The organism is Acinetobacter puyangensis, assembly GCF_900096995.1.
GTDB lineage: Bacteria > Pseudomonadota > Gammaproteobacteria > Pseudomonadales > Moraxellaceae > Acinetobacter > Acinetobacter puyangensis.
In genome coordinates, this window is record NZ_OANT01000016.1 from 1 (window position 1) to 25,543 (window position 25,543).

Below are 25,543 nucleotides of genomic sequence, written 5' to 3' on the forward strand. Positions count from 1 at the left end.
AGACTATAATCTCGCTGTGTTCGTTTAAGTGGTGTAGTCATAACACTCTCCATAATTTAAGAATGAAAAGTGTCAACTTTATTTAGGATGGGACAGACAATAAAAAAAGAGCGCATTTTATTTATATGCGCTCTTTTTGATTAAGGTGCGTTATAACGTCCCATGACACCACGAATGGTATTAAGAATATCCGAAGGTAAGACCACAGTTTTGGCATTGTTAGATTTGGCCATGTCCTGCATGGCTTTGACATATTGCTCACCCAGTAAATATGCAACAGGAATTTCTTTTTCTCCCACCGCGGATGTCACCATTTCAATGGCTTTTTGTGAGGCTTCGGCCAAGACAACCTGCGCTTCTGCATCACGACGCGATGCTTCCAGACGTCCTTCTGCTTCTAAAATAGCAGCCTGTTTTTCACCATCAGCTTTTGTAACCGTTGCACGACGTTGACGCTCTGCTGCTGCTTGTGCTTCCATCGCTGCCTGCATGGTGGATGACGGTTTAATATCTTGAATTTCTACTGTTTTAAGGGTGATGCCCCAGTCTGCAATATCATCAGAAATTGCGATCTTTAATTTTGCCTTGATATGATCCCGGGAAGAGAGGGCATCATCGAGATTCATTTCACCTGCGATGGAACGTAAAGTCGTTTGTACCAGATTTTGGATTGCCCAAGTGTAATCTTCAATCCCGTAAACTGCTTTTTCAGGTGCAGTGATATTGATATAGGCCACAGCATTCATCAAGAGTACTGCATTGTCACGGGTGATGACTTCCTGTGATGGAATATCAAGTACAATGTCTTTTGTGGTGACTTTATAAGCGACTTTATCCATGAAAGGAATAATAAAATTAATCCCGGGCGTTAGGGTTGCGTGATATTTGCCTAGTCGTTGTACGATGAATTTATAGCCTTGCGGCACTAGCGTAACTGTGCTGTATATCGCGATAGCGACCAGAACAGCAAGAACAATGACAAAAGTCATGATTTAAATCCTCAGTTTTTATTGTGTGATTGTTGGGGAATGACAACGAGTTGATTACCTAGAATGTCTGTTACGGACACACGATCACCAACATTGATCGGTTCCAGACAGCGGCAAGTCCATTCATCAGTGCCTAAAATTGGCATAGGAAAACGAACAATCACTTCGTTGTGTTCGGGAATAATGTGAATCACCATGCCAACTTGTCCAATGGTCGCTTCACGGGGAAGTCCTGCTTTGGTATGGTCTTTGGATAAGGGTTTAATAAATTTAAACCACAGAAAAGTAATCAGAATCGATAAAATAATCCAAGTCATGATTTGCAGGGGAACAGGCATCATGGGAAATAACCAGAGTAAAGCACTGACCATAACTGCCGCCAAACCAAACCAGAAAATGGTAAAACTCGGTGCAAAAATTTCCAGCACGATAAGTGCGATTCCCAGTAGGAACCAGTGCCACGGTTCAATGTTGAAATTCATGGTGATGTCGCCCTATGGTATTATTTGATTAAAATTTTGCCTTGGGTGGTGGCAATAATGCTTGTGGTGATCTGGCAAAATCAGCCAGAATTTTTTTGATTTTTGGTATTTGACCTTGAGTAGCCTGTTCACCGGCCAAAATAGATTCATGACGTGCTTTTAAATCTAACACACCAAGATGACCGACGGTAGGTTTAATCACGATATCTGCCTGATTGAGTTCGTAATTAATGCTAGATTGGCCCATAATATTAATGGTTTGATCAAGTAATCCCCACATATTCATTGACTTACTGTTCTGTGGACGTGCCGAGATATCCACCGCAATGACAATGTCAGCACCCATATTTTTTGCTGTTACAACTGGAATCGGGCTGACCAATCCACCATCAACATATTTTTTTCCTGCAATGGTGGCTGGCACAAAGACATTTGGAATACTGCAAGAGGCGCGCACGGCTTGTCCTGCATTGCCTCGAATAAATTCGACTTTTTTACCGGTATTTAAATCTGTTGCAATGGCTGCAAAACGCTTTGGAAATTTTTCAATTGGTTTATTGCCGACTTGGCGATTGACATAATCCTGTAATTTTTGACCGAGCACGATACCTTGGCTATTCAGGGTTAAATCACGTAAGTCTGATTCTTCGAGTTTTAAGGCAATTTCCTGCAACTGAAATGGTGTTTTACCTGAGGCATAAATACTGCCGACAAAACTACCGGCACTTGTTCCGGTGACAATGTGGGGTTTGATACCATGTGATTCGAGTACTTTAATTACACCAATATGCGCAAAACCTTTCGCACCGCCACCACCTAATGCAATCGCGATCACAGGTTGTCGTGCTTTTACCGTTGTTACTGTTGAGGGTTGTTTGTTACTTAAATCACAACCTGTCAACGCAAGGATCATGAGGGTTGCGGCAGAGATTTTTACAACATTGTCCATTATTTTGTCTGAAAACTAGTCAAATTAAAATTAAGAGCATCATAACGTTTTTCTGACAAAATCCATATAGATGTATTGTTATTTAACATGTAGGAAGCGCAAAGGATCAGAAAATCGCAAAGGCTTTTTTGCCAAAAAATTTCCTTGATATGCTTTTAGAATTTCTTGCATAATGTTTAGACCATTTTGTTCCACGCTGAGGGACATTATTGAAACGTGCCAGTAAGTTTAAGTTTGACATCAGACAATAAATCCATTTTGCCTATAAATACTGGCGAAAATCATTAAAAAGCCAGCCAAATAGACGCTAGCAATTTACGCCATATTTTTATATTGTCTGCATTGTATTGAAGTGACAATGATCAATTATGCCAAAACGAAATATTAAAATGAGTGAAAAGGCAAGTTCATATTCTTTGATAATGCTATTGGCACTCTATCTTGCCCAAGGCTTGCCCGTTGGTTTTATGACACAGGCTTTGCCAGCTTTATTACGGCATTATGGTGTTTCACTGACCCAAATTGGCATTTCTGGACTTTTGATGTTGCCTTGGGCGATTAAATTTTTGTGGGCACCAGTGATAGATCATTTTGGTTATCAAAAAATGGGCCATTATCGGTTTTGGATTATATTGACTCAAGTTCTGACCATTGCCTGTTTGCTGATATTGGCATATTTACCGGTTGACCAATTGCATCAACTGTCTGCACTGTGGCATTTATGTATTGTGTTATTGCTCATGAACACCTTGTGTGCAACGCAGGATATTGCAACCGATGGTCTTGCAGTGAATATTTTAAAACGAGGACAGGTGCATTGGGGCAATACGTTTCAGGTGATGGGTTCTCGTTTGGGCTTTTTACTTGGTGGTGGTGCAGTGCTGTATTCAATAGAGATATTGTCCTGGAAAACCACTTTTATTGCACTGGCAATTGGGGTGACTGTTAATAGTTTGCCTATTTTATTTTATCGGGAACCTCAATTTAAAATTGGGCCACAGACTTCTTTAGCAAAGAAAAATAATATTCTGCTGAAAATCAGACATATTTATGCACATCTTTGGCAGAGCAAGGAACTTAAACTATGGTTATTGGTATTAGTCACTTATAAAATTGCTGATGGTTTGTCTGGCCCGATCATCAAACCCATGATGATTGATATGGGCTTAACGTTGGCGCAAATTGGTGTCTATGTCACCATGTTTGGTGCAATCTGTGCGTTAGTGGGTGCTTGGCTGGCAGCATGGTTGATTAAGCGCTTTTCTTTGTCAGTGATGCTAATCTGGTTTTCTATTTTACAGAGCACTGCTTTTTTATATTATCTGCTTTTAGCCTATGCTTTTGAACATAAGCTTCACTTTTCAATATTACATGTCTATGCGGCAAATGCTGTTGAAGAGTTTTTTGCGGCCATGAGTCTAGTGGCAATGTTAAGTTTGATCATGCTCTATGCCAGAGAAAAATTTGCCGGAACAGATTTTACTGTACAGGTTTCAATCATGACCTTGGTCAGTGGTGGCTTGTATGTGTTGGGTGGAAAACTGGCTGATAGCATCGGTTATACAACATTTTTAAGTTTGATTTTTGCGATTTCTATACTCTGTATTCTGCCCAAATTATATTGGTTGTATATGAAAAAGTCGGTATAAAAAAGATTTCTTTATGACGAAATTATGAAAAGCATTGCATTTTAAATTATTTTTTCTTTACAAAATATTTCGTAACAATGTGCTGGAGTTCAAACAGTCTGAAATATTAAGTGGGGAACACATGAAAACTCAAAAAATTAGTTTGGCAATTGCATTAGCGGTGATTTCGGGTACAAGTTTTGCTGCACCAACTTTATATGGTCTTTTTGATATATCTGCCAATTTTGCCGATAAAGATGCAGGACATACCTTATTAGGTACCAATGATGGTGCTTCTGTTTCATCAAATAACTCTTACATCGGGATTAAAGGGTCTGAAAAATTAACCGATAAACTTAGTGTTGTTTATGATGCACAATGGACCGTTAATACTGATTCGGGTACAACCGATTTTGGTCAGCGAGATCGTTATTTGGGATTAAAACATGAACAATTGGGTACCTTATCCTTTGGTAAAGTTAATACCTTTTTAAAACGTCTGGGTGGTGTAGATTTATTTGATAATTACTATGGAAATGGACTTGATATACAAAATACATTTACTGGTGAAAATCGTGTCAACAATGCTATTCAGTATCAATCTCCAACTCTCAGTGCTGCGGGTGGTAAGATCAATATTGGCGTGCAGTTATTCCAGGGCGAAGATAGTACTGTCGCCAGTAACGGGACTGCTGTAGGCGACAATTTTGGTGATGCTGTTTCTTCATCAATTACTTATGACAATAAAGATGCTGGCTTTAATCTTGGTCTGGCGTATGACAGTGCCGTACCAAGTCGTTGGATTGGGGCATCAAATGCATGGGCCGAAAGCAATACCATTCGTGCGACAGGGACTTATAATGTTGCCAATTTGTCTTTACGTGCTTTAGTACAACGTGCAGAAATTGATGAAAGCAGCACGGCAAGTAATGTTGCTGCCGCTTCAGCAGTTGATGATGAGCTTGGTTTTTCGCTGGGTGCGGTTTATAAAATTGCAGATACACCATGGTCTGTAAAAGGCCAGTATCAACAGGGTACAACCAGTTATAAAACTTCTGCATCTGATGTCAAAGCACAGCAAATCTCGGCAGGTGTGGACTATCAATATAATAGTAATGCCAAAGCCTATGCTTTTCTAGCACAACACAAATTGGTGGACGATAAAAATACTCTAGGGGGCGTAGGTCTTCAATATAAATTCTAAACAGCGTTAAAAATATTTAATCAAAAAAGTTGTTGATGAAAAAAACATCAACAACTTTTTTATGGCAAAGATTTTGTATTATGATGGTGTATGACCGGTTTGCCTAAATAATATATTGTACTAAGAACAACTGTTCGCACAGCTAATATACCGTTAATTGATGAGATCGTGCAAATATCATAATAAGAATATACCGATTAGGTAAAGCGTCTTGGCATCCGTTGTCCATCGGCATGCGGCACATCGGCACGTTGTAATGCGCGGAACAACCATTTTTCTGCAATATCTACTGCTTTTTCCAGTGAATCATTAAGCGCCAAACGACCTGCAATAAAGCTGGCCAATGAACAGCCTGAACCATGAAATTCACCATCGAGTCGTGGCTGTTCACTTTCATGTACCAGTTGCCCCTGTATATATAAACGATTAATTAACAGATCAGCCGGCAACTTTTCATGGCCACCTTTCACTAAAACCGCTTGTGCACCCAATTCAAAGATTTTTTGTGTTGCTTTTTGTAGATCTTCACAGCCTGTTAATGCTCTTAATTCAACTGTATTTGGGGTGATAATATTGGCACGGGGAATGAGAATTCTAAATGCTTCAACCAATGTGGGCAAATCACCAAGTGAACCGCCGCTATTTGCAACCAACACAGGATCTAATACATATTTGAGATGAGCATGTAGATTCAAGAATTCGGCCAATGCGGCAATATTGTCTGTTGTGCCTAACATACCAGACTTCACGGTATTAATTGGCAAATCGTCAATAACGGCATTGGCCTGTGCCAGCAATAATTCTTTTGAGGTTGCTTCAAAGCCAAACACCTGTTGTGAGTTTTGAATGGTCAGCGCAGTACAGGCAATCGCAGCATGTGCACCACTTTGTCCAATGGCTTCAATATCGGCCTGAATACCTGCTCCACCGGAAGGATCCAGACCTGAAAAACATAAGACCGTCGGGCGCATTTTGAATCTTCCTTAATTTTACTGATTTATTATTTTCTATTTTAGCAAGGGTTGTGGCACACTTAATAGTGATATAAATGATTTTCTTGAAGATATGGCAATTCAAAATATTTTAATTGATCTCGATGGCACTTTAACTGATCCAAAAGTTGGCATTACGACGTCTATTCGATATGGTCTGGAGCGTGTAGGCTATCCCTTAGCAGAGGAAACTTCGCTCGATTGGTGTATTGGTCCACCCTTAAAACAATCCTTGGCCAAATTACTGAAGACCGAAGATGATGAACTGGCAGAACGAGCCTTAACCATGTATCGTGAGCGATTTAGCAAAACAGGATTATTCGAAAATGAGGTTTATCCTGATGTGGCAAATACCTTGCTATTATTGAATCAACGAGGCTATCAACTCTTTGTTGCCACAGCAAAGCCCACTATTTATGCCAAACGTATTCTCGAATATTTTAATTTGGCGCAATATTTTCAACATATTTACGGTAGTGAACTGACCGGGGAACGTACCAACAAAGGTGATTTGATTACTTATATTTTACAACAGGAAAATTTGAGCTCTGAACAGTGCATTATGGTTGGAGATCGTGAACATGATATTTTAGGTGCACGGCGTAATGGGATTGAAGCGGTTGCGGTAACCTATGGTTATGGCACGCTGGATGAAATCACCGCAGCACAACCTTTTGCACAAATCGAACAATTTAGTCATTTATTAAATCATTTGCATTAAGGCTAAATAGATTCAAGATTTAATACCGAGTAGATTTTATGAAAACCAGCATGGCATTGATGTTTAGCCTCTTATGTGTTGGGTGCAGTCATTTGCCTGTACACTCAAAACAGTCCGATCATGCGCAACAAAGCATAGAAGTGTATAAATCATTGCAAAGCCGGCAATGTGAAAATAGTGGATTAAGCCTCAGTCAGCTAAAACAGCAGTTGCAAACAGCAAAGATAAAGGTTTTATCTGAACGCGAAGGCGATACCGGCAAAGCTTATATCCAGATGTGCGGTGCACCCGATGGTCGATTGGGAGTATTTAAAATTGATGTGAAAGATTTATCTAAAGCAACCACATTGGGTTTTAAACCTTTTACGTATTGATCTCATGAGGTTAAGCCGCTCTTAAAATTGCGGCTTAACCACCACGAGAATAACGCAGGCAAATAAAATCAGTGTAGGAAGCTCATTAAAAAAACGCCAAAATTTATGTGATTTATAATGGGCATTTTCAATCAGTTTTTTACGGTAATAACCACAGAACAAGTGATAAATGATTAATATACCGACCAGACTGACCTTGAGATAGAACCAGATTGCGGCATGGTAATGGTAGATTGCATCGCCCCAATCTACCAAAAAATGTGCAGTGATTAAGGTTGCAATCAAGGAAGGCCACATGATGCCACGGTATAACTTGCGTTCCATCACCTGAAAGCGTTGATGACTAATCTCATCCTCGCTCATGGCATGGTAAACAAACAAACGTGGCAGATAAAACAAGGCAGCAAACCAGCATACAATCGCAATAATATGTAAGGCTTTTACCCATAAAAACGCTTCAGATGGCACATCCATTGATGATCCTATTTAGGCATCAGCCCATTTCTTGAAAACCAGGCAGGCATTTACCCCACCAAAACCAAAACTATTACTTAGAATAGTATTCAGTTTAGTCTCACGTTTTTCAAGTACCAGATCAAAACCTTTTGCACCTTCGTCCAGTTCAGTCACATTAATATTCGGGGCGATAAAGTCATTTTGCATCATCAGTAAGCAATAAATTGCTTCTTGCACACCAGCTGCACCCAGACTATGACCAGTCATGGATTTGGTTGAACTAAAGGCAGGCACTTGCCCTTCACCAAAGGCACGTTCCATGGCTTTTAATTCGGTAATATCACCAGCAGGGGTAGAGGTACCATGGGTATTGACATAATCTATCTGCTCTACACCATGTTGTTTTGCTTCATCAAGTGCCATGAGAATACAACGGGTTGCACCTTCACCACTTGGTGCCACCATATCTGCACCATCGCTATTGGCCGCATAACCGACAACTTCTGCCAGAATATTTGCACCACGTGCTTGGGCATGTTCCAGCGATTCCAGTACCACAAAACCACCACCACCAGCGATGACAAAACCGTCACGATCCGCAGAATATGGGCGGGAGGCTGTTTCTGGGGTCTCATTGTATTTGGCACATAATGCACCCATGGCATCAAATAACAGGCTTTGTGACCAGTGATCTTCTTCACCACCACCTGCCAGCATTAAATCCTGTTTACCCAATTGGATCAGATTATAGGCATAGCCAATGGCATCGGCAGATGTTGCACAGGCACTGGTAATGGAATGTGAAACACCCTGTAATTTAAATGCCACACCAATATTGGCAGTAATGGTATTACTCATATTACGCGGCACAAAGAAAGGACCAATTTTACGTGCGCCTTTTTCTTCGAGTAATTGAGTCATTTCCACCACAGAATGCGTTGAATTACCGCCACTGCCACCGACCACACCGTAACGTGGATTGCCTGCTAGATCTTCGGCTTTAAGTCCTGCGTGCTCGACTGCATCGACTGCTGCATTGTAGGCATACATGGCACAAACACCCATAAAGCGTTTTAATTTGCGATCAATCCCATCAAAATTCTGTTCAGCGGCTGCACTGACATGGCTTTTAAAATTAAGATCCGCATAGGACTGGTTAAAACGTGTGCCTGAAATACCATTTTTTAAGGAGTGTGTAACAGCTTCTAAAGTATTACCGATGCACGAGTTAATGCCCATGCCAGTGATCACAACACGACGATTCATGTCAAGTCCCTTATTTTCATTACTAAACAATTGCAGACATTTAAGCGGTTTTCCCAGATGCCTGCAATGGCGAAAGATACTAGATTTAACACTTATCACCTAAAAAAAATCTTGCGCTGTATACGACTCATATCGCAATTATAGATGAAGTGTCAATAAGCCCTGTTACCATGGTGTTTTTTTCTGCCATTCCGGATCAAAACCGGAACAGGCTGCTGCTACTTTAAGATAATCGGCATAACATTCCGCCAGTAGCACTTTTGGCACCTGTGATAGTTGCAGCTGTTGTTCGCGCCATGAGCGTACGGTTTTATTGTCAAAACCAAGTTCATACAAGACCGCAGGAATATTTTCCTCAGGTACATAACTGCCGCTAAAATTAATCACCGCAGAAATACCAATCTGACTAAATGGTTTGTAATAACTATCAAATGAACCGCCGTCTTCAATGCTGGCCCGTTGATAACCCAGTTTGGTAATCACACCTCGTAAGGTGAAGGTATCTGTAAGCCAGCCTTTACGATCATCGATCAATTGTGCCTTGTCATCAAATTCGGGGAGTTGATGACTCATTTGATCAAATAATGCTTTGACTTTATAGTCTTTAAAGTGATCTTGCCATTCAGTTGCCTGTTCCTGAGAAATTAATACGGCATGTGCCAGTTTAATCTGGCTATCGGTTTGTAATTCAATTTCATCATCTTCAAGATCAAGCAGACTACCATCATCACTTGGGCGGAACTGATGCAAAATCTGACCATCGCTATCAACTTCCAACCAGACCAGACGTTGAATGAGTCGTTTCATGATCGGGTGGGCAAACAGATATTCCTGCCAGTCAGCACTTGACCAGACCCGTTCGCTACACATTGCTTCATATAAGCGCTGGGTTTGTAACTCCACCACCTGTTTAAATTCTTTTTTACTGTTGCTAAATAATGACTTGGCTTCCTTGATAAGGGTTTCATCATCACCTTGCCGAGCAGCCGGCAAGCTTTTAATCACTTTACCATCTTCATTTTTCAGTACGAATTTATCTTTGTCATCGACGTAGGCGGTTAAGCTTCGGGTGCCATAATCCAGTGTCAGAATACCTGTATCATCCAAGCCGGCAGTTGGAATGGTACGATCAGCCAGTTCGTCACTACTCCAGTGATTGCGTTCGGCAATCTGTTCAACCAGTTGTTTGGCAAGGTTTTGTACGGATGTGGTACGATAACGACGCGATAAGCCAAGTAATAATTGAATAATTAACGGATCATCACTAATGCTAAAGCTACTGAGCATGGCTTCAATCTGCGCCCGACGCTGATAATGATATTTCATATAATCTTGCAGTAATTTAACCGCTTGGCTGCTTTGCGCTTTATAGGTCAGGGCCAGCATACCCTTGCTTTTAATTGCTGATCCAAGATAAATTCCCATGCGTTCACGTTTAATTTCTTCAATCACTTCTTCTAGCGTGATGGTGGCGTATTTGCCATAGTATTCCGGATATTGCTTGCCCCAGCGTTGATAGGCATCACGATAGTTTTGTAAACGGGCAGGTGCTTCATTGACGGCAATTGCACTGGCTTCTTCCAGACTCGGGTGACGGGTATCTTGCTGGATAAAGCTTTGTAACAGGTGTAAGGATAGGGCTTGTTGGCTTTTTTCATCCAGTAAACTGAGATAGCGTTGTAGCAAGGCATTCGGTACAGGGTCTTTGAGTTTGTCTGCCAATACGACCCACCATTTGATAATCGTGCTATCAACAGGAGAACCATCCTGCCACTGTACGCTCGGCAAGCTGTCTAAATCAAACCAGCTAAAACTCGCAGCAATTTTGCCTTTTAAGCCTTTTTCTGCTTCTTGTTGTAAAGTTGATGGCGATAGATAACTGCTGATATCTTCGCCGAACTGTTCCAGTGCAGTCAAAATTGCAGCAATGACAATTTCTTTTTTCTCTTTTTTTAATACAGCATACAGGGCCGGTATGGCATAGGCATGTTGCAGGCGAACCAGCCATTCAATTGCCGTAATACGAATTTCCTGTTTACCATTTTGTAAGGCTTCAATCGCTCGTTCATGAATATTCGGGACTGTTTGTAATAATTCCTGTGCATCAAACCGCAGGCGTTTATTTTCACCAAGGGCTAATTCCAGTAAGCGAGGAATAAATTGCTTTGGAATATGTGGGAAATAACCTAATACGGTAATTGCATTTAATGGTTCAAAATTGCGATAACTGGTCTCAGACTGATTGGGTAATAATCCTAAAGCCTCGGCAATAAAATCCAGATTTTCCGCAAAAAATGGCACAATCTGGTCATTACGCTGAATATAATCATGCATGCCATTGTAATAACTATTTTCCAGAAAGCCTGCGGCAATTAAACGGTTTACGTTTTTAAAGCCGACATCTTGCATTGCATGTGCCAATTGGCGTAATTCCAGATGTTCAAAATGATGCGGTTGTAAATATTCGCTAAATAAACTTTCCCAATTGATCCAGTTATCACGATGATTAATTAGACGCAGGGCATGATGCAAGCCGTATTCAGTATAATTCTGGATTTTTTTCTGATATAAAATAATATTGCCATATTTAATACTTTTGGCGCTTTGTTTGCCATTAATGCTGGCCAATAATGGTTTTCCGATTTGTTCCGTACTGATTTTTTGCAAGTCTTTATAATTTTTTTGTTGCCAGTCATATTTATATTTTCTATCCGCAGCTTTATTATTTTCAATTTCCTGCTCGGCAGCGAGTCGGGCTTTTTCTAAAATTGCTTGATAATTCTCTTGTAATACAGTAATAAAACTGTCCGGAATATCCTGTGAGGCGAGTGGCTGCAATTCTGGGATGATAAAATCTTCCTCCTCGATTTGTTGTAGGCTATCTAGTCGTTGAAGGGCAGATTGAATACTTTGTTGAACCGATTTTTGCGTTTCGTGATCTAAAGCCTGTTGCAAAATATCACGACTATCTTCAGGACTTCGTGCCAGTAAGTCTGCTGCAAAGGCACGTTGCTTAGTATCGCCTTGCGTTAAATAATATTGTAAATATTGCTGAGCCTGTATGCTATCCAGTTGACTAATGAGACTGTTGGCAGCTTCCCGTACTGTTTTACTGCTACTCAGAGCGAGTATGATGATTAATTGTGGAAATTGTTTCACCAGCTCCAGATGATTTTTGGCAAATTCGAGAAATAATACCTGTCCATTGGCAGATAAACTCGGGATGACACTTTGCAGGGTTTCACCACGCTGTTGTAAAAAAGTGCTGCTATCTGCCAGCTTATGAATTAAGTGTAAATTGTTGTGGTGATAGCGATCAATCTCTTTACGTTCAAATAGTGTGGCAATCAAAATAAGATCGGCATTTGTAATATCGCTGGCAAGTAACTGTTGTAATTTTTCCAGTGTCCAGTGCTGATGATGGGTTAATTCCTTGCCATAGTTCTGACTGAGAGTCGTCACCAATCCATCAACAATCAGATAGGTAAACCAGACAGGCGTTTGTTCATACAATACTTTAAAGTTTTTTTGTTGTGTTACCGCAGCCAGTAGTTTGCCATAACGAATAATTTGTTCCGCAGTTAATTTTTCAAAAATATCGATATACAGTTTATAACGGGCATTTTGCCCAGCTTTGACCAATTTTTCTTGTGCTTTGCTTAAATTGTGTGATGCCCAGTACCATGAATAAGTTCCTGGGTTACCTAGTAGAGCACTGGCTTGATCGTTGGGCTGTTGTTGTAGCGTGAGTAATATTTCGGCATGTTGACCATCAATGATAAAACTTAAAGCTTGTTCTGGAAGGTTTTGATCTATTTCTGCCAAAGGTGCAACAAGGGTATGGAGTAAATCCAATGTCACCTGATCTTTGGGATTGATCAGTTGACCTAATTTATGCATTAAATTTTCAAACATTTATCACTCCGTTATTCTGGATATTTCAATTTTGTAAGGGACATAAATTCTGATGGATTAAGAATAATCAAGTTTTAACAAGCTGTGTATAGTATGAATGTTTATTTGCGACACAATCTGTCACCGTATTGGCAGCTGGATCAATAGCTTTTGTGTCAATCCGAGTACATGTCGCCAGATGAGTAGTTGTTCGGAGAATGCTAGGGATTGTTGCTGCAATAGTTGAGCAAGTAACTGTAAACCTAAATCTTCAAATTGCTGTGTCAATTGTTGCAAATGCTGTTGATCATCGGGGTCAAAACTTTGTCGACCAGTATTGGCATAAAACTCCAGCAGGTTTTGCGTATGCTGTAATGTAAGCTGAATAACATCGGTGGTCGTGGTTGAATCAAGCTCACGTTTACGTGCCAGTAAGCTGCTGATCCGCCCGGTGAATTTTTGTAAAAAACTCTGCTTTTGTTTGTGATAGGGAAGGTGGTCATAATCCAGACTAAAAATACGCAGACCTTTTGTCTCATTTAAAACTAGGCTACACGGTAGAAAACGAATTGTCTGTACCTGTATCTCCATTCGAACCAGTATGGCAATGATTTGACCTGTTTGAATCAGATATTGCAGTTTATTAATTTTGCCATGATGATTGGGATCAATAGGCAATGACAGCTGTAATTGCTGTTGTTGGCAATCGGTGACCCAGCATTCAAAGCATTGTTCAATTTCATTGAGTTCCAGTTGGCTACACGCTTGGAGATGTAACAATTGATAGCGGGGAACTTGATTGAATAGGCTTGATGTTGGTTGCAAAAGTTTTTTAAGTTGCTGCCAGTCATTAATGCCGACGACTTGTTGTTTAAATGCTTCTGGACTCAGTTGACTTAAATGCCCCAGTGATTGAAAACGACTATCCGCACTGGCGCTGAGCTTTCCATCCGGACTGATTTTGGCGTCAGTCAGTTTCAGTTGATGCTTCAATAAAAAATCCAGTGAACTGCCCCAGATGCCTGTTTGTGCCGCACTGTCTTGATTAAAGGTAATATCCAAATGATTGGCACGCGCTTGCGTGACTTCCCGAACATGCTGTAGGTTATTGTCCCAGAAACACACAGTCAGACCGCGTGCGCCACTGGTGGTTGTCCACCATTCACAGCCGAGTGGAATTAGATGTTCGATTTGTCGCTGCGCATAGTCACGTTGTACTTGACCACGTAACTGATAGAGTTTGTCTTGATTTAATGTTTCGGGTTGTTCTGTATCGTGTTGCAATGCGGTTAAATAAGCATATAGAAATGCCAAAGCATCAAAAATTTGTGCTTCATCGACCTGTACATCATGCGTTAGCAAACGTTGTAATAAACCATGCAAGCGTCGCAGTTCACTTGCCAGACGTGGAAGATTTTGCGCCCGTGCCTGCATATTCAGTAAGTGCAAAGATAAAACCGATTCCTTGGCAATATGTGATAAACCTTGTCGCATCAAGGATAAACATAACACTTTTAGATCTGTGATAAATGTTAGATCTTCCTGATTTAAAGTCGTTATGGTTTCAGTTGGATTGGAATCTTGCTGTTGTAAATCTGCTGACCATTGCCATTTTTCTGCTGTATGCTGGGAAAATAAATAGGCAATACAGGCAAGATGGCAGGCATTTTTTTGTTTATCCGCAACATCGGAGAGCATGCCTGCCAGATGACTTTGCGGAAAATACACAATCGCTGATTCGGAAAAAGTGGTTTGAAAACTGATTTTTTCGGCTTGAATCTCAATATGGCATAAAGTCGGATCATGTTGCCATTCGGAAAAAATCTGATAAGCCAATTGCCGTTCGGTTTTACGCAAATTTTTTAGAAGTTGGTGTGAATCCAATTGCAAGGCCGTGTCTAAAGCAGAGGGTATTACAGGTGCATGGTCCTGAGGATTTTTATCTGTATGGGCGACTTCGGGTTGTAAATGCTCAGGATGTTGTTGTAACCATAAAATACTACTTAAGATATGTTTGCAGCAGCCTTGAGCAGGGCAGGTGCAAGAGGCTTGCGTAATTCCTTGTACGGGCAATTCGACATGACAATCCTCCACCACAAAATGCAATTGTGCATCGTGGGTTTGTGGCTGGACATCATCCAGCGACTTTTTAGCACGTCGGATCAGACCTGCATTGGCAAAAGTGGTCAGGCTATCTTCGTCATAATTTAAATATATTTGCCAACTCATTGTATTTTTCTCATTAAGCCGCTCTCATTATACTTTTTTCATGACATGATTTCGGCAAACCACGTTGCCAGATGTTCAGGTGTCATGGCCGCCACCTGCATGCCACGTTGCTGTAATTGCTGTGCGGTCGCATGGTCATAGCAAGGATTGGCAAATTGATCAAGTGCTGCCAGCCCCAGTAATTTACAACCTTGTTCATTCAACTGTGAGATGGTTTTATACATCTGTTGCACCGAACCACCTTCCTCAAAATCACTGATCAATACCAGAATACTGCGCTGGGGTTGTTTGATTTTTTGCGCACAATATTGCAGGGCATGTCCGATATTGGTGCCGCCACCAAGTTGAATGGTTAATAACACTTCAACAGGATCATGCGCCAGATGGCTTAAATCGACAATTTGGGTATCGAATAAAACCAGATGCGTGGTCACGGCTGGCAATGCTGCCAAGATACTGGCACAAATCGCTGCGTACATCACCGAATCCATCATCGAACCACTTTGATCGACACACAGCACAATTTCCCACGGCAAATGCTGTTGGACCCGTGCATTAAAAAACGGTTGCTGAATAATAATTTTCTGTAAATCGGGCTGATAATGTTTGAGGTTGTGTTGAATGGTACGTCGCCAATCAAAATTTTGTGCCTGCTTGATATGCGAGCGACGAAAACGATTGCGTCGTCCCTGTAATGCCTGTAAAAATTGTGGGCGGATTTTTTGCAGTAACTCATCGACCACTTTGGCAATCAATTCCCGAATCGCATCCCGCATTTCTGCACTTAACTTGCCTCGCATACTCAATAACGCCTTGGCAATGGCAGGATTGGCATCCAGTTGTCGCACATGCTCGGGCGTTTTGAGTAAATCGGTCATTTGATAGCGTTCCAGTGCCTGTTTCTGCATACGCTCAAAGGTCGATTTGGGAAATAGTTTACGACTTTGATTCAGCCAGTTAATGGCAGTCAGTTGTGATGCATCAAGGCTGCCATGACGATTTTTGCCCTGTTCAATGCCACGGCGTTTGTATTCCTGTTGATATAAAAAGTCCAGCGAACGTTCCAGTTGTAGTTGTTCCCCGGAAAGATTGGCTTGCTGTAAGTTCTTATCGGCATAACGTCCTAGAATTAAACGCCAGCGCCGTGCGTGTTCTAAATCAGTTTCGGAGTGTTGTTCTTGTTTTTGATCAGTCATCGACGTGCTCCTGTGGCGTATGCGGTGCTGATTTGTGTAACCATGATAATAGTTGATCATCTGCAAAAATCGTTTCTAATTGCCGATTTAACTGCACACCACGCAGCATGTCCTGTTCAGAAATATTTGAATAGACCTGCTCTAGCAGACTGGCATCTTGCAAATGGGTATATTCGGCAATTTTGCCGGAAATCTGCTGGCTCTGTCTAGGATTTAACTGACTAAAAATATAACGCAGGTCAGGTAGAATCTGTAAAAAAGTATCATCTGACCAGTGTTGTACCAGTTGATGCAGGGTGTGAATGGCAAGGTCGGATTGCACAAAAATTTCCGGTGCAATATATAATACGCCATGCAGATATTGCACCGCATCTTCGGCGTGGCTGCCGATACTAAAAGCTGCTTTGATATGTTGCTGTAATTGTTGTTGTGTGATGCGTTGGTCCAGATATAACAGGGTATGCAGTGCACCTTTGAGTTTTAATAAATGAAATTCATCGAGTTTGCCTGCATCCAGTTGTTGATACATTTGATCGAGTAAATGAAGATCAGATACTTGGAATTTATCTTGTGCATTGGTGATCAATTCATGCAGTGCTTTTAAGTTTTGCACATTCTGTTCAACCTTGTCCTCGTGGGTATCATAGAGTTGATCTAGCACATAACAAGCTTGCGTGATGGCAAACACGATGCTGTCTTGTAGGGCTTGCGCTGGCAATTGTAATAGTTGTCGACCATGCCAGAGATAAAACAATTGCTGTGCCGCAGCAATCAGTGATGCCAGATTTTGATCTATTTCCAGATAGTGATGAAGCTGTTGTTGCAGGTTATGTAACTGCTGTCTTAAGCCCAATTGGCATGCTTGTGCCAGCAATTGTGCAGTGTGCATAGCGGATTGTCCTAATCCCTGTGCCTGTAAATCCTGCTGCCTGTCTAGCAGTTGATGTGTGCCCAGTTGGCTAAGTTGATCACCTTGTTCTGACAGTTCAATTAAACGTGCCTCGACAGCGGGTGTCCATGCATAACGCCATTCTTCAAATAATAAATCCATGCCTGTGCCATGGATAAAATCGGGGCCAGATAGTCGCTGGGCAAAACCGACCTGTAAAAAATTTAACAAATGTAGAAATTGACTGATCTGTTGATGTATTGGCTTACGATAAATATCCAGTTTGCGTTGTTTCTGTAGCGTATCATCGAGTTTAAAGCGTAAAGTCTGGATTTTCTGATAGGTATTCTGCAATAGTGCTGGACTACGCTGGTTTTTTGCCACTTGCCCTAATGTTTGACCACTTAAATAATCCTTAATACATTGCCATAAATAATGCTGTCCATCGTCCATTTCACCTTTAATCAGGCTACTTTGTAAGGCATCGAGTAAATCATAACGACTTGGTCGGTAATGTCCACGTAATTGTGCCAATCCCAGTGCCAGTTCCGCAGTATTTTTTAAGGCAATATAAGGCGTGATTTCCAGCGCCTGTTTTTCTGCCAGTTCCCGACAGAGTAAACTTAGATAATCATAAAGTTGTTGCAATCCCTTTACCAAGCAGTGCTCATTCCCCTTTTCCAAAACGGGACTTTTCCCCTCCTTTTTTAAAGGAGGGTTAGGGTGGATTATATTTAAATCCTGCCAAAAACGTTGGTAATAAGCAGGTGAGGGCATGCCCGAAGCATAACCATTTAAGGCATCCAGTCGATCAAAACTATAGCGAATCAGCCATGCTTGTTGTTGCCAATGCTTATTTTTTTGTTCAATCAGATAAGGTTTTACTTCAGGACTAACTAATTGCTCAATCAATGCTAGGGTATGAAAACCACCTGTAACAATCAGTAATTTATTCTCAGGTTTGCGCAGTGTTTGAATATGCTGATACATACAATATTCACGATGTAATGAGGCTTCTCGGTAAAGCACCTCTTCCTCATAGTCCAGTCGTGCCAAGGCACACCAGCTAAATACATCATTAAAAAATTGTGTTGGATTTTGTAGTTGTTCTAAAGGCTGTAACTCAAACAGATGATCCCATAATTCATCATGATTACGACAATGCAGCTTTTGGGCAAGTTGCTGGATAAACTGACTGTGTGCCAGATAGCGTTCTGCCATCAGATTGCTTTGCTGTGCTGAAATCTGATCCAAATGACCTTTAAAGTAGCATTGATCAGACCAGTCCAGATCAATAAAGGCAAGTTGTGCTTGTTGTTTATGCCCTTGCTGTAATGCTACCCATTCAGGCGAATAGTCACAAAATGGAAAATAGGCAGATTGAATCTGTGGCAGATTTTCCAAGTGTTGATCATCAGTTTTATTTTGATGGTTACGCTTTGCCTGTGCAAAAATTGCCACAGGCGGCTGAGTCTGTGTCGATAATAAATCTTCGATTAAATCCTGAAAGCCATGTGGTGCTTCAATCAAAATATGTGTCGGTTTTAATTGCTCAATATAGTGCTTTAAGGCATAAGCACAGGCAGGGCTATGATGACGAATCGGGGCAAAATATATCTGCTGTTCGGCAAGTTGTGCTTTGGCTGTAAACGCATCAGCCAGTCGCTGTGGCAGGTCGATCTGTTGAAGTGCTTGCATCATTAAAACTCACGACTGGCCTCATAAAACGCTTTCCAGTCGCTGTCCTGTCTAGCACGTTCTTTAACTACGGTATCCAGATAATAACGCAAGCGTTTGGCATCATCGGCATTGTCCTTAAACACCACACCGAGTAATTGCTGGGCAAGATGACCCGCTTGCAATTCACCATTGCCTAGATAAATCGCTTGCAGACTGGCAGCATGCGCAATATTCACCGCTTCGGCAGTGGACATCACCGCATCGGGCGTTTTTAAATTTGCACCCTGCAAACTTTGTCCTGTGCGTAATTCATTAAAAATTGTCACCAACAGCTCAATTACTTGTGGCTTGATTTTTACCTCTTGATAAAGGTCTTTGAGTTCTTGTTGAAGTTGTTGTTGTACCAGTTCAATTTCAAAGGCGCGGTCTTTAATAGGTTTTACGGTTTCAAAATTAAAACGTCGTTTCAGTGCTGAAGACATCTCATGTACACCACGATCACGTAAGTTGGCGGTGGCAATAATATTAAAGCCTTGCTGTGCATGCAGGCTGTGTTGTTGTCCCATCTCTGGAATCATCATCTGTTTTTCTGACATCAGTGATACCAGCACATCCTGAATTTCAGGCGGACAGCGAGTGATTTCCTCAAAACGGGCGATTTTGCCATGCTGCATGGCGTGATAAAGTGGCGAAGGAATTAAGGATTTTTCCGAAGGGCCTTCGGCCAGTAGCAGGGCATAATTCCATGAATATTTAATATGATCTTCGGTGGTACCCGCAGTGCCTTGAATGGTAAATTGTGAGCTGCCGCCGATTGCTGCGCTAAATAGCTCGGATAGCATGGATTTGGCGGTTCCAGGTTCACCCACCAGCATTAATCCTTGTTTACCCATTAATGTGACTAAGGCACGATCGACCAAGGCATCATCACCATAAAATTTTTTGGAAATGTTGAGTGCTGTATCACCTAAAATAAATTGACGTATTGCATGTGCGGACAGTTGCCAGCCTGTCGGTTTAAGCAATTGATCCTGTTGTTTTAACTGTTCTAATTCAGTGGCATATTTTTGTTCGGCACTTTGCCGTAAAATGTGATCTGTATTTGGCATGTTACTCATCTAATCAATAATTTATTTAAGGATTAATCTAATCAGAAATCAGCATGTTGGACAAAATATAAAATGATTATAAGGGCAGTATAGGACAAGACGACAGACTTCATGTTATCAGAACGTAATTTTTACCGACAAATTGCAAAGTTTTGCTGTATAGATTTTGCCATATATCCGATGAATTAACATAATCAGTCTTGAAACATGAGGGAAAATTCCTTTTAATCATAAAAATACGAAAACGAATGATGAGAAAGACAGATGAGTAATAAATCAGGTATATTTCAAAAAGTTCGAGAGCAAGCACAAAAAATAAGTCATTTAGGTGGCAAATCATTGCAAAAAGTGGCACAAGAACCAGTAGAAAAAACGCAATCTGAGGCAACTTCCGGACAGGTTGTTGAGGGACAGGCTTATCAGCGTGATATAACGGATTCAGACTATCAGGATATCCGCCAGCTTTTCCGTCATCAATTTCCTACGGTGACACGTCAAGTTTTTGGCAGACGTTATAATACGTTGAATAAAGTTTCTCGCTTTGTTTTGCCTAATGGTATGGATCAGGCTGCCGATGAGGTACTTGAATTATTAAGTGAATTTGCAAGCCGTCTGGCTGCGACAGAAAGCGTGTTGGCAGAAACTGGTTGTAAAGAGATTACTGAATTGCAAAAAGATCCTGCTCGATCACAACGTGCAGGTAATGCATTAACTCAGGTAAATAAAGTCATTGCTGCGGTACAGGGCGGTGTCAGTGGTTTAACTGGACTGGCCGGTGCGGCCGCGGATTTACCTATTTCTGTGATTTTATCCTTAAAAACCATGTATGAAATTGGACATGTTTATGGTTTTGAGCTGGATAATGAAGAAGATCGCCGCGCGGTATATACTGCTTTATCCCAATCTGATCTCAGTTTAATTGCAGAAAAACAAACCATTTTCTTGGGGCTGCGTACATTAAAAAGTGTATTTGATACTGGTGATTATGGTCAGTTGCAAAGTTTTTTAAATAGTAATTATAGCATTGAGCAATTTCAGGGCTTTCTGACCGATGAGCAGGGAAATTATAAATGGTCTGGTTTTGGCGCGCTTGGAAAAATCAAATTGTTAAAATTTACCACACCGGTTTTGGGTGCTGCAATTGGTGCGATTTATAATGTCAGATTGATTGAAGAAGTTGCAAAACATGCTGACGAAATATTTTCATTGGCGCGGCAATATTTACATGCACATCAAGATGAAGATATTTCGGTACTGGATGCCTATCAAAAAGAAAAATCACATCGTTTGCAGGTTAGTCAACTTGCCAATAATGATATTACAGCATTATTGGAACAGCCAAACCAGCCATCAGTAGCGCAAGAAGATATTTTGCAAAAACAAGCGATTGAAGATTTGTCGAACAGTGACACTATCAGTCAAGTTGAGCTTGTAGATAAAAAAGCAGAACAAAAAACCGATCAGGTAGAAGCAACAACCGAACAAGTAGAGGATCAGGCGATAGAAACTGGTATCGAACAGTTGGCCGCGCAAAATGTAGTGCCCGTTGCCAAATCAGAGCAAAAACCAGCAATTACTGACGAGAGTTTGGCGAAAGAAAAGATTGTTGAACCGAAAGGTAATCGCGCTGTAAAAAAAACTGGCAAATTATCGGCTAGCCGAAATACTGCAACAAAAACGTCTAACAAAGATAATTCTACAAAAGATGTATCAAAAGATCAGGATTCTGCTGTTGCGCCAGTAAAAGATGAGGACAACTCAACAGAGTAATTTTTTATCGAGATAAAGTTGAACATGTGTGAAATTAAGGCTACATAAAATTGTAGCCTTTTTTATGTAAGATAAATCGTTTACAGCATTTGCTGCGTATTGACCCTGACATCTAGATGCACTACAATTTCATGCCCTTAAAAAGCGTATATTCAAATTCGTTTTTTGAGGTTGATTAATAACGGGAGAATTGCCATATGGCAACAACAAATCAGTTGATCCGCAAGGGTCGTACAACTTTGATTGAAAAATCAAAAGTTCCTGCGTTGAAGGCTTGTCCACAACGCCGTGGTGTATGTACACGTGTTTATACCACTACACCTAAAAAACCTAACTCAGCAATGCGTAAAGTTTGCCGTGTTCGCTTGACTTCTGGTTTTGAAGTATCTAGCTACATCGGTGGTGAAGGTCATAACCTGCAAGAGCACAGTGTTGTGCTTATCCGTGGTGGTCGTGTTAAAGACTTACCAGGTGTACGTTACCATACCGTTCGTGGTTCTTTAGACTGTGCTGGTGTGAAAGATCGTAACCAATCACGTTCTAAATATGGTACCAAACGTCCTAAAAAATAATTTTTAGAGACAAGTACCAGTCATCCTTTAGCGTTTCGCTTGTTTGAATATGTGTAACAAATTTGAAATTCAAGCGACGTATAGTAAGGCCAGCGTAGCGTGCATGACACTTGCACAAACTGCTGGATTATCCTGAAGTGTCATAATATTAGGTGTATAAAAATGCCAAGACGTCGCGTAGTCGCTGCCCGTGAAATCCTTCCGGATCCTAAGTTCGGTAGCCAAACAATCGCTAAATTTATGAACCACGTAATGCAAGATGGTAAAAAATCTATTGCAGAAAGTATCGTTTATGGTGCTTTAGACCGTGTTCAAGAAAAAAATAAAGTAGATCCAGTAGAGTTTTTCGAAACGACACTTGAAAAAGTTCGTCCTATGGTCGAAGTAAAAGCACGCCGTGTTGGTGGTGCTACTTATCAAGTACCTATGGAAGTACGCCCATCCCGTCGTACTGCCTTGGCTATGCGTTGGTTAGTAGATGCTGCTGCAAAGCGTTCTGAAAAAACCATGGCTTTACGTCTTGCTGGCGAGTTGCTTGATGCAGCTGAAGGCAAAGGTGCTGCAATCAAAAAACGTGAAGACGTGCACCGTATGGCTGAAGCCAACAAAGCCTTTTCTCATTACCGTTTCTAAGCGGATAAAACAGTCCCTTATCAGGAGAATACTTATGCGTACCGCAGCTCGATTTAACATCGCACTTTACCCAAGTGGGGGATTTGCGGGTATTTAAGTTGCCCAGCAAAAGTATTCGTACGCACCATTGTATGGTGCGTCCTGTTTTAACAAAATATTTAGGAATGTAAGACATTATGGCTCGCCAAACTCCGATTTCTCGTTACCGTAATATCGGTATCTCTGCTCACATTGACGCAGGTAAAACAACGACTACAGAACGTATTTTGTTCTACACAGGTGTATCTCACAAAATTGGTGAAGTACATGATGGTGCAGCAACAATGGACTGGATGGAACAAGAGCAAGAACGTGGTATTACCATTACTTCTGCTGCAACGACTTGTTTCTGGTCTGGTATGGGTAGTCAGTTCCCACAACACCGTATCAACGTAATTGATACCCCGGGACACGTTGACTTTACCATTGAAGTTGAGCGTTCTATGCGTGTACTTGATGGTGCATGTATGGTGTACTGTGCAGTAGGTGGTGTACAACCTCAGTCTGAAACTGTATGGCGTCAAGCAAACAAATATAAAGTACCGCGTTTGGCATTCGTGAACAAGATGGACCGTACCGGTGCCAACTTCTTCCGTGTTGTTGAACAAATGAAAACCCGTTTGGGCGCTCATCCTGTACCAGTTGTAATTCCAATTGGTGCTGAAGAAAACTTCCAGGGTGTAATTGACCTGATCGAAATGAAAGCCATTATCTGGGATGAAGCATCTCAAGGTATGAAGTTTGAATACGGTGATATCCCGGCTGAGCTTCAGGAAAGTGCTGAAGAATGGCGTACCAATCTGGTTGAAGCTGCTGCGGAAGCATCAGAAGAATTGATGGATGAATATTTGAACAATGGCGAATTGTCTAAAGAACAAATCGTTGCTGGTATTCGTGCACAAACTCTGGCTGGTGAAATTCAACCGATGCTTTGTGGTACTGCATTTAAGAACAAAGGCGTACAACGTATGTTGGATGCTGTGATTGAATTCTTGCCATCTCCTACAGAAGTGAAACCAATCGAAGGTATTCTTGACGATAAAGCTGAAACTAAAGCTATTCGTGAAGCATCTGATGAAGCACCGTTCTCTGCGTTAGCATTCAAAATCATGAATGACAAGTTCGTAGGTAACCTGACTTTCGTACGTGTTTATTCTGGTGTGCTTAAACAAGGTGATCCGGTATATAACCCAGTTAAATCTAAACGTGAACGTATTGGTCGTATCGTACAGATGCATGCCAATGACCGTCAGGATGTTGATGAAATCCGTGCGGGTGATATTGCAGCGTGTGTAGGTCTAAAAGACGTTACCACAGGTGATACACTGTGTGATGAAAAAAATATCATTACACTTGAACGTATGGAATTCCCAGAACCAGTTATTTCACTGGCTGTTGAACCAAAAACCAAAGCTGACCAAGAAAAAATGTCTATCGCTTTGGGTCGTTTGGCCAAAGAAGATCCTTCATTCCGTGTACGTACCGACGAAGAATCTGGTCAAACCATTATTGCTGGTATGGGTGAGCTTCACCTTGATATTCTTGTTGACCGTATGAAACGTGAGTTCGGTGTTGAAGCGAACATTGGTAAACCAATGGTTGCTTACCGTGAAACGATCAAGAAAACTGTTGAGCAAGAAGGTAAATTTGTACGTCAAACAGGTGGTAAAGGTAAGTTTGGTCATGTATATGTCCGTCTTGAACCGCTTGATGTTGATGAAACTGGTAAAGAATACGAATTTGCTGAAGAAGTTGTCGGTGGTGTTGTACCTAAGGAATTCTTCGGTGCAGTTGACAAGGGTATTCAGGAACGTATGAAGAATGGTGTCTTGGCTGGTTATCCAGTTGTAGGTATCAAAGCTGTTCTTTATGATGGTTCTTACCATGATGTCGACTCTGACGAATTATCATTCAAAATGGCAGGTTCATACGCCTTCCGTGATGGTTTCATGAAAGCAGATCCTATTCTACTTGAACCAATCATGAAAGTTGAAGTAGAAACACCAGAAGATTACATGGGCGATATCATGGGTGACTTAAACCGTCGTCGTGGTATGGTGCAAGGTATGGATGATTTACCTGGTGGTACTAAGGCGATTCGTGCCGAAGTTCCACTTGCTGAGATGTTTGGTTACGCCACTCAAATGCGTTCTATGTCTCAAGGTCGTGCAACATACTCTATGGAATTTGCTAAATATGCTGAAACACCACGTAACGTGGCTGAAGGCATCATCACTAAATTCCAAACTGGCGGTAAAAAAGGTGACGATGAGTAATCTTTCGATTACTATATTCTCAGCTTAAATGAGCCAACTAAATTTTAGTTAAAAACCAAGCGCTCATGAGCGATCCTCATGAGCAGTTTAAGAAAGGAAGATCATCATGGCTAAAGCCAAGTTTGAACGTAATAAACCACACGTAAACGTGGGAACTATTGGTCACGTTGACCATGGTAAAACAACTTTAACAGC

The 25,543-nt window shown here is 41.2% G+C and carries 20 protein-coding genes; 9 read left to right on the forward strand and 11 right to left on the reverse strand.

Annotated elements, in window-relative coordinates; genetic code table 11:
• Nucleotides 1-140 precede the first annotated feature (140 nt).
• Genes CRO21_RS16635 through CRO21_RS16645 form a run of 3 tightly spaced genes read right to left on the reverse strand, consistent with a single transcriptional unit; the run spans nucleotide 141 to nucleotide 2,420 of the window.
• On the reverse strand, nucleotides 141-989 hold the full coding sequence (locus CRO21_RS16635) for an SPFH domain-containing protein (protein WP_097080431.1): 849 nt from the start codon (nucleotides 987-989) through the stop codon (nucleotides 141-143).
• Nucleotides 990-1,000: 11 nt separating this feature from the next.
• A complete protein-coding gene (locus tag CRO21_RS16640) occupies nucleotides 1,001-1,471 on the reverse strand; it encodes an NfeD family protein (RefSeq protein ID WP_097080432.1) in 471 nt (156 codons plus the stop codon).
• Between the two features lie 28 nt (nucleotides 1,472-1,499).
• The gene (locus CRO21_RS16645; RefSeq protein WP_097080433.1) at nucleotides 1,500-2,420 is read right to left on the reverse strand and encodes a patatin-like phospholipase family protein; all 921 of its coding nucleotides are present in this window, start codon (nucleotides 2,418-2,420) and stop codon (nucleotides 1,500-1,502) included.
• A gap of 389 nt (nucleotides 2,421-2,809) precedes the next feature.
• Here CRO21_RS16645 and CRO21_RS16650 point away from each other — a divergent pair, with 389 nt between their 5' ends.
• Both CRO21_RS16650 and CRO21_RS16655 read left to right on the forward strand, forming a co-directional pair.
• A complete protein-coding gene (locus CRO21_RS16650) occupies nucleotides 2,810-4,069 on the forward strand; it encodes an MFS transporter (protein WP_097080447.1) in 1,260 nt (419 codons plus the stop codon).
• A gap of 121 nt (nucleotides 4,070-4,190) precedes the next feature.
• Entirely contained in the window at nucleotides 4,191-5,252 is a 1,062-nt protein-coding gene (locus CRO21_RS16655; protein WP_097080434.1) for a porin, read from the forward strand.
• A gap of 197 nt (nucleotides 5,253-5,449) precedes the next feature.
• Here CRO21_RS16655 and CRO21_RS16660 read toward each other — a convergent pair whose 3' ends face one another.
• On the reverse strand, nucleotides 5,450-6,223 hold the full coding sequence (locus CRO21_RS16660) for a hydroxymethylpyrimidine/phosphomethylpyrimidine kinase (protein ID WP_097080435.1): 774 nt from the start codon (nucleotides 6,221-6,223) through the stop codon (nucleotides 5,450-5,452).
• Between the two features lie 94 nt (nucleotides 6,224-6,317).
• On the opposite strand from CRO21_RS16660, the gene CRO21_RS16665 reads away from it, so the two are divergent.
• Both CRO21_RS16665 and CRO21_RS16670 read left to right on the forward strand, forming a co-directional pair.
• Nucleotides 6,318-6,965, forward strand: a complete 648-nt coding sequence (locus CRO21_RS16665) for an HAD-IA family hydrolase (RefSeq protein WP_097080436.1) — start codon at nucleotides 6,318-6,320, stop codon at nucleotides 6,963-6,965.
• A 92-nt stretch (nucleotides 6,966-7,057) separates the two neighbouring features.
• Nucleotides 7,058-7,339 carry a hypothetical protein gene (locus tag CRO21_RS16670; protein ID WP_141398143.1) on the forward strand — a complete coding sequence of 94 codons (282 nt, stop codon included), beginning with the start codon at nucleotides 7,058-7,060 and terminating at the stop codon, nucleotides 7,337-7,339.
• A gap of 21 nt (nucleotides 7,340-7,360) precedes the next feature.
• Here the strand turns inward: CRO21_RS16670 and CRO21_RS16675 are convergent, their stop codons facing one another.
• From CRO21_RS16675 to CRO21_RS16705, 7 genes are all read right to left on the reverse strand, one after another.
• Nucleotides 7,361-7,813, reverse strand: coding sequence for a CopD family protein (locus CRO21_RS16675; RefSeq protein ID WP_097080438.1), 453 nt, complete (start codon nucleotides 7,811-7,813; stop codon nucleotides 7,361-7,363).
• 12 nt (nucleotides 7,814-7,825) lie between these two features.
• A complete protein-coding gene (locus tag CRO21_RS16680; RefSeq protein WP_097080439.1) occupies nucleotides 7,826-9,061 on the reverse strand; it encodes a beta-ketoacyl synthase N-terminal-like domain-containing protein in 1,236 nt (411 codons plus the stop codon).
• Nucleotides 9,062-9,226: 165 nt separating this feature from the next.
• Nucleotides 9,227-12,976, reverse strand: a complete 3,750-nt coding sequence (locus tag CRO21_RS16685; RefSeq protein WP_097080440.1) for a DUF4132 domain-containing protein — start codon at nucleotides 12,974-12,976, stop codon at nucleotides 9,227-9,229.
• Nucleotides 12,977-13,096: 120 nt separating this feature from the next.
• On the reverse strand, nucleotides 13,097-15,184 hold the full coding sequence (locus CRO21_RS16690; protein WP_097080441.1) for a hypothetical protein: 2,088 nt from the start codon (nucleotides 15,182-15,184) through the stop codon (nucleotides 13,097-13,099).
• 38 nt (nucleotides 15,185-15,222) lie between these two features.
• Nucleotides 15,223-16,380: a VWA domain-containing protein gene (locus CRO21_RS16695; RefSeq protein WP_097080442.1), complete on the reverse strand. Its 1,158-nt coding sequence runs from the start codon at nucleotides 16,378-16,380 to the stop codon at nucleotides 15,223-15,225.
• Nucleotides 16,373-18,970, reverse strand: a complete 2,598-nt coding sequence (locus tag CRO21_RS16700) for a DUF5682 family protein (RefSeq protein WP_097080443.1) — start codon at nucleotides 18,968-18,970, stop codon at nucleotides 16,373-16,375. Before CRO21_RS16700 ends, CRO21_RS16695 begins: the two co-directional genes overlap by 8 nt.
• Nucleotides 18,970-20,058 (reverse strand): ATP-binding protein, encoded by a 1,089-nt coding sequence (locus CRO21_RS16705; protein WP_213064435.1) that lies wholly within the window; start codon nucleotides 20,056-20,058, stop codon nucleotides 18,970-18,972. The genes CRO21_RS16700 and CRO21_RS16705 overlap by 1 nt, the downstream gene beginning before the upstream one ends.
• Nucleotides 20,059-20,322: 264 nt before the next feature.
• On the opposite strand from CRO21_RS16705, the gene CRO21_RS16710 reads away from it, so the two are divergent.
• The 5 genes from CRO21_RS16710 to CRO21_RS16730 all read left to right on the forward strand — a co-directional run.
• The gene (locus CRO21_RS16710) at nucleotides 20,323-21,828 is read left to right on the forward strand and encodes an EcsC family protein (RefSeq protein ID WP_097080445.1); all 1,506 of its coding nucleotides are present in this window, start codon (nucleotides 20,323-20,325) and stop codon (nucleotides 21,826-21,828) included.
• A gap of 197 nt (nucleotides 21,829-22,025) precedes the next feature.
• The gene (gene rpsL, locus CRO21_RS16715; RefSeq protein WP_004648013.1) at nucleotides 22,026-22,400 is read left to right on the forward strand and encodes a 30S ribosomal protein S12; all 375 of its coding nucleotides are present in this window, start codon (nucleotides 22,026-22,028) and stop codon (nucleotides 22,398-22,400) included.
• Between the two features lie 162 nt (nucleotides 22,401-22,562).
• Nucleotides 22,563-23,033, forward strand: coding sequence for a 30S ribosomal protein S7 (gene rpsG, locus CRO21_RS16720; protein WP_070069440.1), 471 nt, complete (start codon nucleotides 22,563-22,565; stop codon nucleotides 23,031-23,033).
• Nucleotides 23,034-23,209: 176 nt separating this feature from the next.
• Nucleotides 23,210-25,348, forward strand: a complete 2,139-nt coding sequence (gene fusA, locus CRO21_RS16725; protein ID WP_097080446.1) for an elongation factor G — start codon at nucleotides 23,210-23,212, stop codon at nucleotides 25,346-25,348.
• Between the two features lie 106 nt (nucleotides 25,349-25,454).
• Nucleotides 25,455-25,543, forward strand: an 89-nt coding sequence (locus tag CRO21_RS16730; protein ID WP_072292276.1) for a GTP-binding protein, incomplete at its 3' end; no start/stop codon positions are given.

Coding starts and splice junctions, on each gene's coding strand:
- CRO21_RS16665 (WP_097080436.1), top strand. CDS start 6,318: ATGGCAATTCAAAATATTTTAATTGATCTCGATGGCACTTTAACTGAT.
- CRO21_RS16700 (WP_097080443.1), bottom strand. CDS start 18,970: ATGATGCAAGCACTTCAACAGATCGACCTGCCACAGCGACTGGCTGAT.
- CRO21_RS16645 (WP_097080433.1), bottom strand. CDS start 2,420: ATGGACAATGTTGTAAAAATCTCTGCCGCAACCCTCATGATCCTTGCG.
- CRO21_RS16680 (WP_097080439.1), bottom strand. CDS start 9,061: ATGAATCGTCGTGTTGTGATCACTGGCATGGGCATTAACTCGTGCATC.
- CRO21_RS16640 (WP_097080432.1), bottom strand. CDS start 1,471: ATGAATTTCAACATTGAACCGTGGCACTGGTTCCTACTGGGAATCGCA.
- rpsL (WP_004648013.1), top strand. CDS start 22,026: ATGGCAACAACAAATCAGTTGATCCGCAAGGGTCGTACAACTTTGATT.
- fusA (WP_097080446.1), top strand. CDS start 23,210: ATGGCTCGCCAAACTCCGATTTCTCGTTACCGTAATATCGGTATCTCT.
- CRO21_RS16675 (WP_097080438.1), bottom strand. CDS start 7,813: ATGGATGTGCCATCTGAAGCGTTTTTATGGGTAAAAGCCTTACATATT.
- CRO21_RS16695 (WP_097080442.1), bottom strand. CDS start 16,380: ATGACTGATCAAAAACAAGAACAACACTCCGAAACTGATTTAGAACAC.
- CRO21_RS16690 (WP_097080441.1), bottom strand. CDS start 15,184: ATGAGTTGGCAAATATATTTAAATTATGACGAAGATAGCCTGACCACT.
- CRO21_RS16660 (WP_097080435.1), bottom strand. CDS start 6,223: ATGCGCCCGACGGTCTTATGTTTTTCAGGTCTGGATCCTTCCGGTGGA.
- CRO21_RS16705 (WP_213064435.1), bottom strand. CDS start 20,058: ATGCCAAATACAGATCACATTTTACGGCAAAGTGCCGAACAAAAATAT.
- CRO21_RS16685 (WP_097080440.1), bottom strand. CDS start 12,976: ATGTTTGAAAATTTAATGCATAAATTAGGTCAACTGATCAATCCCAAA.
- rpsG (WP_070069440.1), top strand. CDS start 22,563: ATGCCAAGACGTCGCGTAGTCGCTGCCCGTGAAATCCTTCCGGATCCT.
- CRO21_RS16635 (WP_097080431.1), bottom strand. CDS start 989: ATGACTTTTGTCATTGTTCTTGCTGTTCTGGTCGCTATCGCGATATAC.
- CRO21_RS16650 (WP_097080447.1), top strand. CDS start 2,810: ATGAGTGAAAAGGCAAGTTCATATTCTTTGATAATGCTATTGGCACTC.
- CRO21_RS16710 (WP_097080445.1), top strand. CDS start 20,323: ATGAGTAATAAATCAGGTATATTTCAAAAAGTTCGAGAGCAAGCACAA.
- CRO21_RS16655 (WP_097080434.1), top strand. CDS start 4,191: ATGAAAACTCAAAAAATTAGTTTGGCAATTGCATTAGCGGTGATTTCG.